The 14,069-nt window shown below is 67.9% G+C and carries 16 protein-coding genes and 1 pseudogene; 9 read left to right on the forward strand and 8 right to left on the reverse strand.

Annotation, left to right across the window (positions count from 1 at the left end; all coding sequences use genetic code 11):
- Positions 1-247 precede the first annotated feature (247 nt).
- Genes AWB92_RS10495 through AWB92_RS10505 form a run of 3 tightly spaced genes read left to right on the forward strand, consistent with a single transcriptional unit; the run spans position 248 to position 2,036 of the window.
- The gene (locus AWB92_RS10495) at positions 248-700 is read left to right on the forward strand and encodes a DUF5994 family protein (protein ID WP_085185370.1); all 453 of its coding nucleotides are present in this window, start codon (positions 248-250) and stop codon (positions 698-700) included.
- A gap of 50 nt (positions 701-750) precedes the next feature.
- On the forward strand, positions 751-1,383 hold the full coding sequence (locus tag AWB92_RS10500) for a TetR/AcrR family transcriptional regulator (protein ID WP_085185312.1): 633 nt from the start codon (positions 751-753) through the stop codon (positions 1,381-1,383).
- Positions 1,380-2,036 carry an enoyl-CoA hydratase-related protein gene (locus tag AWB92_RS10505; protein ID WP_085185314.1) on the forward strand — a complete coding sequence of 219 codons (657 nt, stop codon included), beginning with the start codon at positions 1,380-1,382 and terminating at the stop codon, positions 2,034-2,036. Before AWB92_RS10500 ends, AWB92_RS10505 begins: the two co-directional genes overlap by 4 nt.
- 227 nt (positions 2,037-2,263) lie before the next feature.
- Here AWB92_RS10505 and AWB92_RS30465 read toward each other — a convergent pair.
- Positions 2,264-2,404, reverse strand: a pseudogene (locus AWB92_RS30465) (ClpX C4-type zinc finger protein); the annotation flags it as partial.
- A 134-nt stretch (positions 2,405-2,538) separates the two neighbouring features.
- On the opposite strand from AWB92_RS30465, the gene AWB92_RS10515 reads away from it, so the two are divergent.
- The 3 genes from AWB92_RS10515 to AWB92_RS10525 all read left to right on the forward strand — a co-directional run bounded on the left by AWB92_RS10515 (position 2,539) and on the right by AWB92_RS10525 (position 5,891).
- Positions 2,539-3,789, forward strand: a complete 1,251-nt coding sequence (locus tag AWB92_RS10515; RefSeq protein ID WP_085185318.1) for a beta-propeller fold lactonase family protein — start codon at positions 2,539-2,541, stop codon at positions 3,787-3,789.
- A 90-nt stretch (positions 3,790-3,879) separates the two neighbouring features.
- Positions 3,880-5,112 carry a condensation domain-containing protein gene (locus tag AWB92_RS10520; protein ID WP_241523425.1) on the forward strand — a complete coding sequence of 411 codons (1,233 nt, stop codon included), beginning with the start codon at positions 3,880-3,882 and terminating at the stop codon, positions 5,110-5,112.
- A 20-nt stretch (positions 5,113-5,132) separates the two neighbouring features.
- Positions 5,133-5,891, forward strand: a complete 759-nt coding sequence (locus tag AWB92_RS10525; RefSeq protein WP_085185322.1) for an Rv3717 family N-acetylmuramoyl-L-alanine amidase — start codon at positions 5,133-5,135, stop codon at positions 5,889-5,891.
- 4 nt (positions 5,892-5,895) lie between these two features.
- Here AWB92_RS10525 and AWB92_RS10530 read toward each other — a convergent pair whose 3' ends face one another.
- The 4 genes from AWB92_RS10530 to AWB92_RS10545 form a co-directional block, all read right to left on the reverse strand.
- Positions 5,896-6,624: a cutinase family protein gene (locus AWB92_RS10530; protein ID WP_085185324.1), complete on the reverse strand. Its 729-nt coding sequence runs from the start codon at positions 6,622-6,624 to the stop codon at positions 5,896-5,898.
- A gap of 84 nt (positions 6,625-6,708) precedes the next feature.
- Positions 6,709-7,593 (reverse strand): alpha/beta hydrolase, encoded by an 885-nt coding sequence (locus tag AWB92_RS10535; protein WP_085185326.1) that lies wholly within the window; start codon positions 7,591-7,593, stop codon positions 6,709-6,711.
- 2 nt (positions 7,594-7,595) lie between these two features.
- Positions 7,596-7,928, reverse strand: coding sequence for a DUF202 domain-containing protein (locus AWB92_RS10540; protein WP_085185328.1), 333 nt, complete (start codon positions 7,926-7,928; stop codon positions 7,596-7,598).
- Positions 7,925-8,278, reverse strand: a complete 354-nt coding sequence (locus tag AWB92_RS10545) for a DUF202 domain-containing protein (protein WP_068110802.1) — start codon at positions 8,276-8,278, stop codon at positions 7,925-7,927. The genes AWB92_RS10540 and AWB92_RS10545 overlap by 4 nt, the downstream gene beginning before the upstream one ends.
- Before the next feature lie 58 nt (positions 8,279-8,336).
- On the opposite strand from AWB92_RS10545, the gene AWB92_RS10550 reads away from it, so the two are divergent.
- Positions 8,337-9,044 (forward strand): haloacid dehalogenase type II, encoded by a 708-nt coding sequence (locus AWB92_RS10550; RefSeq protein WP_085185330.1) that lies wholly within the window; start codon positions 8,337-8,339, stop codon positions 9,042-9,044.
- An 8-nt stretch (positions 9,045-9,052) separates the two neighbouring features.
- On the opposite strand, the gene AWB92_RS10555 is transcribed toward AWB92_RS10550, so the two are convergent.
- The 3 genes from AWB92_RS10555 to AWB92_RS10565 all read right to left on the reverse strand — a co-directional run bounded on the left by AWB92_RS10555 (position 9,053) and on the right by AWB92_RS10565 (position 11,399).
- Positions 9,053-9,592: an ester cyclase gene (locus AWB92_RS10555; RefSeq protein WP_085185372.1), complete on the reverse strand. Its 540-nt coding sequence runs from the start codon at positions 9,590-9,592 to the stop codon at positions 9,053-9,055.
- A 150-nt stretch (positions 9,593-9,742) separates the two neighbouring features.
- Entirely contained in the window at positions 9,743-11,038 is a 1,296-nt protein-coding gene (locus AWB92_RS10560; RefSeq protein ID WP_085185332.1) for a cytochrome P450, read from the reverse strand.
- Between the two features lie 13 nt (positions 11,039-11,051).
- Entirely contained in the window at positions 11,052-11,399 is a 348-nt protein-coding gene (locus AWB92_RS10565) for an MmpS family transport accessory protein (RefSeq protein ID WP_085185334.1), read from the reverse strand.
- Between the two features lie 75 nt (positions 11,400-11,474).
- Here AWB92_RS10565 and AWB92_RS10570 point away from each other — a divergent pair, with 75 nt between their 5' ends.
- Together AWB92_RS10570 and AWB92_RS10575 are read left to right on the forward strand one after the other, a co-directional pair.
- A complete protein-coding gene (locus AWB92_RS10570) occupies positions 11,475-12,560 on the forward strand; it encodes a dihydrodipicolinate reductase (RefSeq protein WP_085185374.1) in 1,086 nt (361 codons plus the stop codon).
- A 92-nt stretch (positions 12,561-12,652) separates the two neighbouring features.
- The coding region (locus AWB92_RS10575) for an Hsp70 family protein (RefSeq protein WP_142282036.1) at positions 12,653-14,069 on the forward strand (1,417 nt) is incomplete at its 3' end.

Raw genomic sequence — 14,069 nt, forward strand, 5'->3', positions numbered from 1 at the left:
GGTAGGTGAGCCGCGGAATTGATAGCGCATGCGCTATCAATTCCTGGAACCACCCCACCCCTCAAACCCGGCCCCACGATGTACGGCGGCGCCGCACTGGCGTAACGTCTGAGAACGAGCCGTTTCGTTGTCAGCGCTGCTCATCCACGGATGGCATCCACAGGCAATGCGATTCCTCCGTCGCCCCAGCGCCCCGGGGCGGTCGATGCCGACCGTGAAGGAACTGCCCGTGGATATCGCAGTATCGATGCCTCACCTACGGGGCCGACACGGAACCAATCCGATACGAGTGTGCGTGGCACGCGAATTGGGCCACGACATCGACGGCGCGTGGTGGCCGCGCGTGGACCGCATCGCGAACGAATTGCCCTCCCTGGTTTCCGTTCTGACCCCGCTGCTCGGGGACATCAAATCCATCAACGTCAACTGGTCACCGCTGCAACGACCGCCCGACCTGAATTGGCCGGGCTGGGAGCACAAGCGACAGCACGTGATGACCATCAACGGGTGGGATGCGTGCGCGAACCTCCTGGTGGTGCCGTATGCGACCAACGCCGCGCTCGCCCAGATGGTGCTACGCCTGGCCGCCGACCTGCCGATCGACTGCGCCGACCGCAACAAGCGCGCGTACATGACCGCCGGTTCGATTCTGTGCGCGGCACAGCGGCAGTGCGACCTGTCGGCGCCGACACAGGCCTGACCGAGACAGCCCCGTAGATAACAGAGCGGACGCTCTGTTATCCTGCCCATGTGCCTCGCCCTCGCGTCCACGACCAGGATCAGATCCTTGATGCCGTGGAGTTGTTGGCGGCGCAATCCGGTCCCGTCGCCGTCACGATCCGCGCGATAAGCGACGCGACCGGCGTGTCCAACGGCGCGCTCTACCACTCGTTCGGTTCGCGCGCGGGCCTGGTGGGCCGCGCCTGGCTGCGGGCCGGGCACCGATTCCTCAGCGCGCAAGGCGAATTGATCGACGCCGCGCTCGACGGCGACGCCGCCGACGCGGTGGTGGCCGCGGCCGAGGCGGTGGCGGTGTTCGCCGAGCAGTATCCGTACTCCTCGCAGCTGATCCTCACCGTGCGCCGCGACGAGCTGCTGGGCCCCGACACCCCGACCGAGCTCGCCGCCCAGCTGCGCGACCTGGACCGCCTGCTGGTGCAGGCGATGATTCGCCTCGCCCGCGCCCTGTGGGACCGCAAGGACGCGACGGCCGTCGACGTCATCACCATGTGCATCGTCGACCTTCCGAACGCAATCCTCTTGGAACGCAAGCGAATTCACGATCCAGACGCCCGAGCACGACTGCGGGCCGCGGTCCGCGCCGCGCTGGCCGTCGGCCCGCCGCCGTTGCGACGCAGAAGCACAGAAAGGAACACAAAATGACACCAACACTGGCCTGGGACGACAAGATCGCCGTCGTCGACCTCGGCGAGGACGAAAACCGGTTCTCGCCGGAGTTTCTCGACGCCATCAACGCCCACCTCGACGAGATCGAAAAGGCCGGTGCCCAGGGCCTGGTCACCACCGCGCGCGGCAAGTTCTACACCAACGGGCTTGACCTGGACTGGCTTGGCGCCCACGGCGACCAGACGCAGTCCTACGTCGGGCGGGTGCAGGCGTTGCTGGCCCGCGTCCTGACCTTCCCGACGCCGACCGCCGCCGCCGTCACCGGGCACGCCTTCGGCGCCGGCGCCATGCTCGCGATGGCCCACGACGTGCGCGTGATGCGCGCCGACCGCGGCTACTTCTGCTTCCCCGAGGTCGACATCAGGATCCCGTTCACCGACGGCATGGCCGCGCTGATCCAGGCCAAGCTCACCCCCCAGGCGGCGATCGCGTCGATGACCACCGGGCGACGCTTCGGCGGCCCCGAGGCCGTCGAGTTCGGCATCGTCGACGCCACCGCGGGCGAGGGCGAGGTGACCGCCGCCGCCGTCGACCTGTTGCGCCCGTTGTCCGGCAAGGACCCCGGCACACTCGGCGCGATCAAGCAAACCATGTTCCGCACCGCGGCGCAGGCCTTGACCAACGCCTGAATCTATTCGCCGGAGAACCGCTCCCACGCGGACTGGCGCGTAATGCCCAGCGTCTGACCGACTTTGGCCCAGGTGATGCCGCGCCGGCGCAGCTCGCGCACCCAGGCGCGCAGGTCAGCCTCGACCTGCTGGGCCACCACTGCCATGCGGGGGATGTGGTCGAGCATCTGCTGGTCGCTCCACGACTCCCAGATCGGCATCCGTAGCTCGTTGGGCTTGTCGCGGTACTCGTCGATGATGGCCTGGGACAGGTCGATGCATTCGTTGCAGATCTGCACGCCCGGCCCGGCGACCAGCTTGTCGACCTCGGCGTTGGACTTGCCGCAGAACGAACACCAGATCTGTGCTGTCTGCTTGGTGGGGCTCATGGGGACTCCCAGTTGTCAGGATCTTCCTGACACGGTACGACGTCAGGGCCGCCCTGACAAGAGCTTGTGTCTGTCCGGCAGTCGGCCGAGGATGCTTCAAGTCAGCCATCGGCATCGAGTGGAAGGCGGTCGTCATGCTCGCGGTCATCGCAACCATTCCGGTGGGTCAGCTTCCGGTCAGGGTCGTCGTCAGCTCCGACGGCGCCCACGCCTATGTCGTCAATCTTGACGGCGCCACCGTGTCGGTGATCCAAACCGCGACGAACACGGTGACCGCGACCATCCCAGTCGGCAACTTTCCTGACTCACCCGTCCTCAGCCACGACGGCGCTGCGCTGTATGTCCTGACCCTGCTCGCCAGTGGCGACGGCACGCTGTCGGTTGTCGACACCGCCTCCAACGCGGTGACCAAGACCATGACCGTCGGCGACAAACCGCGAGACCTGACGATTCATCCCGACGGCACCCGGCTGTATGTGGCGTGCGTCGGCAACAACACGATAAAAGTCGTCGACATCGCTACGAAAACGATCACCGGGACGATCCCTCTCGGCAGCACGCCCGGCACCCCCGACGGGTGGAAGTTCAGCCACGACGGCGCGCGCCTCTACCTCATCAACACCGACGGCGACGCGATATCGGTCCTCGACACGGCCAGCCACGCCGTCACCACGGTCGGGGTGATGGGACGCCCATACGGCATCGCCCTCAGCCCCGATGACACCCACGTGTATACGGCCAATCAGCCGGACATCACTTCCCCCCCATCCACCGCCGGATCCGTGTCGGTGATCGACACCGCCTCCAACACCGTGATCGCCAATATCCCGGTCGGTCTGGCTCCTGCCGGGATTGCGGTCCGGCCCGACGGCGGCGTCGTCTACGTCACCGACATCGACAACGGCACGGTGACGGTGATCGACACCGCGACCAATACGGTGGTTGTCACCATCCCCGTCGGCAACTACCCGGCAGACCCAGTGATCAGCCCCGACGGCAGCATGTATTTTCCCGATGTCAAGGACAACACGGTGGCGGTGATCGACACGACCACCAGCGCCTTGAGTGAGATCATCCCCGTCGGCAAAGCTCCGACGTACCTCGCGGTGAGCCCGGACGGGTCGCGCGTGTACGTGCCCAACGCGTACGACAACACCGTGACGGTGATCGCCCGCGAATCCCATTGGAAGACACCCGGTCTCGTCGGACATCTGATCGGCGGCTTCGCCGTCAACGGCGGCGGCTGGCTGGTCATCGGCAACCACTTCTACAAGGTCCCACCGCGTCCCATCGCCGCGGCCGCGATCGCGCGCGCGGCGGCTCCCTTCCTCGGCGCTCCGATCGAAAACCGCGAGTTGGGAGAGCAACTCCGAAACCTGCGCTAATCCCTGGTGATTTCGCACACCGCGCTGAACCAAGTCTCCCCACGATCCGTGTGCAGTGTGTCGCACTGCCCAACGATGTTTGGAGACTTGGTGATCAGAAGCGTTCGTCCTCTCGGCGCCCTAGAACGGCTTTTCTACCGCTACGGCGAACACAACCCCGACCATTTCCTGTTGGTCGCCGAGTTCGGCGAGGTGCTGACCGCGGACCGGCTGAAACGTGCGTTGGCGGCCGTCCAGCACCGACATCCCTTGTTGTCAGCGCATGTCGAGGACCGGCCAGGCATTCGCCTGGGTTTTTATCGCGCGGCGACCGTCGCACCGATCGAGTTGAGCGTCCGCCGCGGCGTGGGCTGGTCGTGGCATGCCACCGCGGCCGAGGAGCTCAGCCGGACGTTCGACCGTTCGCGCGCGCCGCTGATGCGGGCGTCGTTGGTGCAGGGATCCGCGAGCAGCGCATTGTTGCTGACGTTTGACCACACCATCGCCGACGGGATTTCCTCCGTGCTGGTTCTCGAGGACGTGATCGCCGCGCTCAACGGCGAGGTGTTGCCGAATTTGCCTGTGCCGCAATCCCAGGAGCACATCATCGCCGGCACCCTGGGCGACATCGATCCGCTCGATCCCGCCGAGCTGCCCGACGACCCGAGGATGCGAACGCCCAGTGCCATCCGGCCCTTCGACGGCGCCCTGACCAATGTGCACACGATGGCCATCGGGCCGCTGGAAACCGCGCGGTTGGTCGAGCGCTGCCGGGCGGAGCGCACCACGGTGCACGCGGCGATGGTGGTGGCGATGTGCCGGGTACGCGCCGCGCTGTGCGGCGAAGACTTCGTGCGCGTGCTGAACCCCATCAACTTCCGCGCGCTGATCGGAGTCGAGCGGGATTGCGGGCTCTACATCCAGTCGACGTGGACGGGGCTGTCCCCACTCGACGGCGCTGCGTTTTGGGAGCAGGCGCGCGCGACGACCGCCCACCTGGAGGTGGCCAGGTCGGCGCGCGGGATTCGCACGGCGTCGTTGGCTATTCAGGAGGCGGTGCCCGTCGACGCCGAAGCCCGCCACGCCGAGGAACTGTTCAGTCAGCTGTTCCCGTGGGAAATGCTCATCAGCAATCTGGGCGTGCAGAACCTCGATGGCGACGGCCCGCTGCGGCCCACGGCCGTGTGGGGACCGGTGGTCCAGAGCCAGACCGACGGTGAGTACGTCACCGGGATCACCACCTACGACGGCACGCTGCGGATGGTGACCTGTGGCTACAGCGTGCCGACCACCTTCCTGAAGAGCGTCTGCGCCGCCTTGCTGGCCGCCGTCGACGAGACATAGCAGTTGTTACCATCGCGCGGGTGAGCGAGCGGCCCGTTTCACGGCGCGACGTGCTGAGGTACGCCGGCGCCGCGCCGGCATTACTGGGGACGGCCTTGGCCGCCGCGCCGCGCGCGGGCGCCGGCATCGCCGGCATGGGCGTCTTCCTCGACCCGGGCCACAACGCCGTGAACGACGCCTCGATCAACCAACAGGTGCCGAACGGCCGCGGGGGCACCAAGGAATGCCAGACGTCGGGCGCCGCCACCGACGGGGGCTACCCCGAGCACGCGTTCACCTGGGCGGTGGTGGGGCTGATCAATGGATCGCTCAACCAAATGGGCGTGCGCACGCAGCTGTCCCGAGACAACGACAGCTCCGTCGGCCCCTGCGTCGACGCTCGCGCGGCGGCGGCCAACGCGATGCACCCCGACGCCATCGTGAGCATCCACGCCGACGGCGGGCCGGCGTCCGGCTCGGGCTTCCACGTGAACTACTCCAGCCCGCCGCTGAACGACGTGCAGGCCGGCCCGGCCGTCCAGCTCGCGCGCACCATGCGGGATGCCCTGGTGCAGGCGGGCTTTCACCCGTCCACGTATATCGGCTCGGACGGCCTTTACGGGCGCGCGGACCTCGCCGGGCTCAACCTGGCCCAGTACCCGGCCGTCCTGATCGAGCTGGGCAACATGAAGAACCCGGACGAGGCCGCGCGGATGCAGACCCCCGACGGCCAGGCGAAGTACGCCGCCGCCGTCACGGCGGGGATCGTCGCCTTCCTGAACGCCAAAGGCCCGGCCTAGCGGCTCAGGTGCCGAAGCCCCCGCTGGGCGCCCCGGGCGTCGCCGCGTTGCCGCCGAGGTGGCTGGCCGCGAACGCCGCGCCCTTGTCGATCATCTCCCCGTCGGAGGCGTAGGTGTTGTGCGCCGCGAAGTTCATCCCGTCCGAGCACACCGGGTCCTCCGGCACACACACCTTGATGGTCTTCGCCTGATACAGCGGGCCGATGGCGACCGGGGGCTGGTTGAGGAAGTTCATCGCGCGGACGTTGGGCATGCCGAAGAGCACGACCGAGGAGACGTGATCGGCCACGGAAGGGTCCATGGGTTTCGGCACGGTCGCGGGGTCGACCCCGTCCGGGACGGCGGCCGAGGTGACGAACCCCATGACGGCCGCGCCCTGCGAGTAGCCGCCGAGCACCATCTTGGTGTTCGGGCAGCTCTTCGCCATGTCCTCGACGTGGAAGCCGGCGTCCTTGATGCCGTCGAGGCCGGTGGCCCACTCATTGCTGGCGGGGTAGTTGACGGGATAGACGTCGAGCGACCGTCCGCCGATGCGCGAGCGCAGGTTGTCGACGAATGCCTGTCCGGTCGGCCCGACGCCGGGGTCCTCACCGGTGCCGCGGGCAAAGACCACCTGGACGTCCGGACATTGGGCGAAGGCTAGGGGGATGGCGGGCGCGACAACGGTGGCGCCGATGCCCGACACCGCCGCTGCCGTAGAAACAGCGATGCGAGTTATTTGACGTGCGATCATGCCAAAATCTTGCCCAGATGAGCAGGGCCCCAAACCTGGGAATTTCCTTGAACTTTCATGAAGCTTCTCTGGTAACGCGAGTCGTCAGGCGGCGTCGAGGAATTGATTCAGCGCCTGGACACATTCGGTGGGGCGATCGCGTACGAGCCAGTGCCCACAGGGCTCGAGGACTCGCACCTGTCCGTCCTGGACGAGTCGCGAGGCTCGGATCGAATCGGCCACCGGCACGAGCCTGTCGTCGCGGCCGGCCAGGATCAGCGTCCTGGCCGTGATTCGCGGCAGCCTGGACACCAGCGACAGGCCGTCCGGTCCTGCGCCGAAGGCCCATCGTTGCGTGGCGGCGAACGCTTCGCCCGCATGCGGGAGCTTGCCACTGACGATGACCGCGTCGATCAAGTCGTCGGACAGCGCCGAGGCGTTCGTCATGCCGAGGCTGGCGCGCAACTGCGCGCGAACAGGCCCGCGACCCAGGCTCACCGCGAGCTTGTTCATTCGCTTTCCCAGTCCTGGATGGTGGGCGACCCACTCGGCGGTGCGCATGAACTTGAACTTCTCGGTGATGCCGCCGGGATTGATCGCGACGACGCGACGCACCACCTCGGGACGGGTGATGGCCATCTCGAGCGTGATCCAACCGCCGAGCGACAGCCCCCCGAGATCGACCCGGTCGAAGCCGTAGGCGCGAATCAGGTGGGCGACCCAGTCGGCGTACCACGGGATGGAAAACGACGACTCCGGGAACTCGGTTTCGCCGTATCCCGGGAGGTCGGGGGCGATGACGCGCCGGCGCTCGCCGAGCGCAACCAGCGCCGAACCAAACGACACCAGCGCCGAGTCGAGGCCACCGCCGTGCAGCAGTATCAGCGGGGTGACGCCGTTGCGGGGGTCCACCTCGAACACCCGGGTGCGGATGCCTTGAACGATGACGTCGCGGCTCTCAACCCCGGAGGGGACATGCAGGGCGTTCATCGCTAGACCAGTTGAGCGACCATCGTCACGACGATGAGCACCAGCACGGCGGCCCCGATGCCGTACACCTGCCGGCGTGGGGTGACCCGCGCCGGCAGCGGCTGCCGCTGCAGCGTGCGCTGGCGTTGCACCGCGATCAGGTAGGTGGCCAGCGCGACGACGGCGGCGAGAAGGGCGGGGACCAACTGCCACGGCCCGACGGGGCCGTGCAGGTTCCTGATCATCAGCAGCGCGCCGTTGGCCAGGAACGCGAAGGCCGTTCGCGTCCACGCCAGGGTCGTCCGGTCGGCCGGCTCGTTAGCCCGCGGATGGACTGTCGGCGTCGCGTCGCTCAACCCATGACCGCCTTGGCGATCACGAGCCCTATCGCGACCAGCCCCACCACGCTGAGGCCCACCGCGAGGTAGGCCGGGGTGGGATGGCGCGGCAGCGGATCGCCGTGCCGCATGGCGACATCCGCCTGCCGCCAGCGCACCAGACCCATTCCGCTGGTGAGGGTAGCCAGCACGGCGAGCCCGATGCCGAGCGCGCGCCGCGCCCCGGGCACGGTCAGCTCCGGAACCAGCTGAACCAGGGCGACCGCCGCGGCGAGCAGCCCGAGCGCGGTGCGCTGCCAGGCCAGGAAGGTTCGCTCGTTGGCGAAGGTGAAGCGGTAGTCGGGCTCGCGCTCGTCAGGTTCGGCCACGAACTACCCGCCTCGGCATGGATGGTCAAGCGTTTCGACGTGGCAGATTTTAGCCTGCATGATGAGGCGTGTGGTCAAGGCGCTGTTGTTCGACGTGCAGGGCACGGCGACGGATTTTCATTCGACCGTGTGCGATGAGGCGGCGCGGATCAGCGCGGGCCGGCACCCTCAGGCCGACTGGGGCGACTTTGTGCGGCGTTGGCGCGCAGGCTACTTCGCGGCTTTGGACGGCGCGCAGGGGAGCGGCTGGGTCTCCGTGCACTCGGTGTATCGGCGCGCTTTGGATGCCGTCCTGTCCGACGGCGGCATCGCGGGGTTCTCGGACGCCGAGCGCGACGAGCTCACCTTGGCCTGGCAGCGGCTGCGGCCGTGGCCGGACGTGGTGCCCGGGCTGACGCGGTTGAAGCGCTTGTACACGCTGGCCACCCTGTCGAACGCCGATGTGTCAGCGGTGGTCAACATCTCCAAGCGCGCGGGCCTGCCCTGGGACGCGATCTTCGCCGCGGAGATGGCCGGGGTGTTCAAGCCGGACCCGGCGATCTATGGCATGGCCGCGACCTACCTCGGCCTGCAGCCCGCGGAGATCATGATGGTGGCCAGCCACAAGTACGACATCCGCGCGGCGGGCGGGCTGGGTTTTGCGACGGCCTTCGTCGCGCGGCCGCTGGAGTTCGGGGCCGACGGCGACGCCGACGTGGCCTACTCCGACGAGTTCGACGTCAACGCGTCCGACTTCCTGGACCTGGCAGCACAACTGGGCTGCTAGCGGCCGGTCTATGCGGAAGTCAGTGCGGGGTCCGGCTTTTCCGACGACATCGACAGGAAGCCGCGCACGCAGCGTGCGGCGAGCAACCAGTTGGCCGGCTTCTTCATGTCCAGGCCGCCCAGCAGCTGCTTGATCATGGTCAGCGTGTCGAAGTAAATGCGTTCGCAGACAAGCGTTTCGGCGTCGTCGAACACGAAGTAGGCGTTCATCCGGACCCGGAAGCGGCTGCCGGTGGGCGGCACCTTGCCGAGGTATCCGCGGTGGGTGCCCATCAGCCAGAACTCGACGATCACCGCGTCGGCGCTGTGCCGCAGCGCGATGATCTCGTGGTCCTGGTCGGGGAACGCGGTCCTCGTATAGACGTAGTAGCCGCGCACCGCCTCGTCGCCGTCGTGGACGATCATCTGCGGGATCAGTTCGTAATGCGGGTGTGGGAACGTCGCCAGCACGTCGTCCCAGGCCTGGCGGACCTCGTCGTGAAAGTGGTCGAGCACGAGCTTCTCGCGGGCGGCCAGCACGTCGGGGGAGGGAAACGCGGGAATGGTCACGTCGGTCACGCTGGTCAGCGTAAACCCGGGTTCGGTGCTTCTGGGATGCCCGGCTCTGCGAAGGGGTGTGGCTGTCTCAAAACTTGATAGCGCATGCGCTATCAAATTTTGAAGGGTGATACCCGTTCTCAGAGAGATCCGAGGCGATGCTCAGCTCCTTGGCGTCCACGCGACCGGCAGCCGCTTGATGCCGTGGATGAATTGCGACAGCAGCATCGAGGGTTCCTCGACCGCGACGATGTCGGGGATCTCGCGGCGCAATTCGTCGAACACGACCCGGATCTCGCGGCGGGCGAGGTTGGCGCCCAGGCAGAAATGGGCGCCGCCGCCGCCGAAGCCGAGATGCGGGTTGGGATCGCGGGCCACGTCGAACATCCACGGGTTGGCGAACTTTGACTCGTCGCGGTTGGCCGAGTTGTACCACAGCGCGGCCTTGTCGCCGGCCGCCAGCTTGACGCCGCTCAGCTCGGTGTCGCGGGTCACGGTGCGCCGCATGTAGACCACCGGGGAGGCCCACCGCACGATCTCCTCGACGGCGGTGGGGGCCAGGCCTTCGTAGTTGGCCCACCACTTCTCGCGCTCGTCGGGGTAGCGCGACAGCGCCAGCACGCCGTGGCTGATCGCGTTGCGCGTCGTCTCGTTGCCTGCGACGACCAGCAGGATGAAGAACGACGCGATCTCCTGCGACGTCAGCCGCTCGCCGTCCACCTCGGCCTCCACCAGGCTCGTCGTCAGGTCGTCGTGGTGGTTGACGCGGCGATCCTCGGCCAGCGCGGCGGCATAGGCGCCGATGTCCATCGAAACCTGCGTGAACTCCCCGAAATCGGTCGACAGGTCCGGGTCCCCGAACCCGAGAATGACGTTGGTCCAATGGAATACGCGCTGATGGTCCTCCTCGGGGATGCCCATCATGTCGCAGATGATCTGCAGCGGCAGCGGCCCGGCGAGCTCGCTGACCAGATCGGCCTCGCCGTCGGGATGATTGGCGATCAGCGACGACACCAGCCGGTGCGCCCGCTCGCGCACCGAGGCCTCGATGCGGGCCACCACCTTCGGGGTGAACGCGCGGCTGACGATCGAGCGCAGCCGCTGGTGCCGGGGGTCGTCCGTCACGATCATCGAGCCGAAATACTCGGCCAACTCCGGCATCTGGTCGCCGATCGTGATGCCGCCGGCGGAGCTGAAGATGTCCGGATGGCGGCTGGCGTAGTGCACGTCGTCGTGCTTGGTCAGCGCCCAATACCCGTTGCCGGCCTCGAACCCCTCGTACTCGACCGCCGGCCAGAACGACAGCGGCGCCTCGCGGCGCAGCGTGGCGAAGGCGCCGTCGCGGTAGTCGTCGTCGTACCCCCAGAACTCGAGCGACTCGAGATGAATGTCGGCCAGCGGGATCTCGGGCGGCGGCGCCCCGTTCGCGCGAGTCGCGATGCCTGTCTTGAGTGACACGGTTGGGCCGCTGTCAGTGCGTACACACGGTTCTGGCCGGCGTTCCCGTCGTCGCCGTCGCGTCGCTGACGACATTGCCGTCGAGCTTGATCTTGCACGAGATGGGACCCGGCCCCTGGGCGCTGATCACGAACACCTCGCCGCCGTAACCGGTGAACTGCGTCGACCAGGGCAGCTTGGCGTTCACGGCGTGCAGCTGACCGTTGTCGGTTTGATACGAGATGTATTCGGCGACGGCCGGGCCGCTCACCTCGTAGGTGACCCTGGGATTTTCGGGCCCGGCGTTCGCGACGCCGCACCCGGTTGCGAGCCCGACGCCGATCGCGAACAGGATCGACGGCCCGCGCAGATGACTGGTCATGGTTTCACATCGTGTCACCACGAACATCGCCTGGTCTATAGGGTGAACCGGGGGCTAATGGTCAGGAAGGTGTGTATGTCGGGACACGACCCAAAGCGCGTGGTGGTCTGGGGCACTGGATTCGTCGGCAGCATGGTGATCGCCGAGATCGTCAAGCATCCACTGTTCGAGTTGGTGGGCGTCGGCGTCAGCAACCCCAACAAGATCGGCCGCGACGTGGGCGACATCTGCGGGCTGCCGGAACCGATCGGCATCGTCGCGACCGACGACGTCGACGCGCTGATCGCGCTGCGCCCCGACGCGCTGGTGCACTACGGCCCGACGGCCATGCACGCCGACGCCAACATCTCACTGATCACGCGGTTCCTGCGGGCCGGCATCGACGTCTGCTCGACCGCGATGACGCCGTGGGTCTGGCCGACCATGCACCTCAACCCGCCCAACTGGATCGAGCCCATCACCGAGGCCTGTGAGCTGGGCGGATCCTCGTGCTTCACCACCGGCATCGACCCGGGTTTCGCCAACGACCTGTTTCCCATGACCCTGATGGGCGTCTGCTCGGAGGTGCGCCGTGTGCGGGCCTCCGAGCTGCTGGACTACACGAACTACGAGGGCGACTACGAGGTCGAGATGGGCATCGGCCGCGAGCCCGAATTCAGCCCGATGCTGGAAAACCCCAGCGTGCTGATCTTCGCGTGGGGTGCGACCGTGCCGATGATCGCGCACGCCGCGGGCATCATGCTCGACGAGATCACCACCACCTGGGACAAGTGGGTGACGCCCACCGAGCGCACGACGGCCAAGGGCGTCATCAAGCCCGGGCACGTCGCCGCCGTCCGGTTCACCATCAACGGCATCTACAAGGGCGAGACGCGCATCCAGCTCGAACACGTCAACCGGATCGGGAACGACGCCGCCCCCGACTGGCCGTCGGGCCACGACAACGACGTCTACCGGGTGGACATCGAGGGCACCCCGAGCATCTTCCAGGAGACCGCGTTCCGGTTCACCGACGGCTCGGGCCGGGACCCGGCCACCGCCGGCTGCCTGGCCACCGGGATGCGGGCGCTCAACGCCGTGCCGGCGGTCAACGACCTGCGGCCGGGCTGGGTCACCCCGCTCGACCTTCCGCTGATCGCCGGGGCGGGCTCCATTCGCTGACGGGCTTATACAGCTGACGCATAGCATGCGCAGAGACTGGCTATAGGTTCCCCCGGCACGATTAGCCGTGCTGCTGAAGTGGGGATTGATACATGGTCGATAGAGTGAGGCCCGCGCTGGGCCTGTCAATTGGTTCCACCAACCTCGCGGCCGCGACCGCCAATCTCGTAATCACGCGTAAGCCGGTCCTCACGCTCTATCGCGAACGCCCGCCCGAGGTGGGCGTCCCCGCGGAAAACCCTCGACTCGACGAGCCGGGCGTGGTCATCACGGGTTTCGTGGACCGGGTCGCGGATCCGGTGGGAATCCGGGCCGCCGACGGCTCGGTGCACCGCGGCGACGCGTTGATCGCCGACGCGATGCGCGCGCTGGCGTACGCGGTGACCGGCGGGCGCCCGCTGCCCGAAAACATCGCGGTGACCTATCCCGCCCATTGGTCCGACAACTCCGTGCACGCCCTGGGCGCCGCGCTGGGCGGCGTCTCCGAATGGAAGGATCCCGCGCGGCCGCTGGTGCTGATCCCCGATGCCGCGGCGACCTTGTTCGCGGTGCGGGCCAACCCGGGCATCCCCGCGCGCGGCACCGTGGCCGTGTGCGATTTCGGTGGCAGCGGCACCAGCGTCACGCTGATGGACGCCGCCGGCAACTACCAGGCCCTCGCCCCGACCGTGCGCTATCCCGACTTCTCGGGCGACATTATCGACCAGGCGCTGCTGACCGCTGTCCTGGCCGACGCGCCGAGCGTCGGCTCGCTGAGCCCGCTGCGCAGCGGGTGCCGCGGCGCCAAGGAGCAGCTCTCGTCGACCACGGTGACTTCCCTGGCCGTCAGCGACATCCGGCTCACCAGAAACGAACTCGAGGACGCCATCCGCCAGCCGCTGACCAACTTTGTGGCGGTGCTGGACGAGGCGTTGCGGCGCAACGGGATTCGCGATCTGGCCGCGGTGGTTTCGGTGGGCGGCGGGGCGAACATCCCGGCGGTCACCACGACCCTGTCGGGACATTTCCGGGTGCCGGTCATCACGACGCCGCAGCCTCAGCTGACCGCGGCGATCGGGGCCGCGCTGCGGGTCGCGCCGGGGCCGGTGGATGACACCGCGACCGCGCTGATTCCGGCCGCGCCGGCAACGGCGCCCGCTTCTGCGATGGTGACGGCCACGGCGACCGCGCGAGCCTGGCCGGGTCGTCGTGGCGCTGGGACCGCGACGGCGGAGGCGCCCTCACCCGGGACGGCGCCCGCGATGGCCTGGTCGGAGGCCACCGGCGCCGGCCCCACGTCCGCGAGCCCGGCGCCGAGGTCCGAGCAAGCCTCCGAGCAAGCCGCGGTCGCGCTCCCGGAATTCGAGAAGTCCGTCTGGCGGCGGTTGGCTCCGTTGATGGTCATCGGCGCCTTGTTGGCGCTCCTGCTGGTGGGCGCCGCGCTGGCTATCGGCCTGGGGTCAAGCACCAAGCCAGCGCCGGCGCCGGCCGGCAACACCACTCCGGCATCCCCGGCGCCCTCGTCGGCGC

Origin of the sequence: Mycobacterium sp. IEC1808 (assembly GCF_002101935.1) — a bacterium.
Classification (GTDB): Bacteria; Actinomycetota; Actinomycetes; order Mycobacteriales; family Mycobacteriaceae; genus Mycobacterium.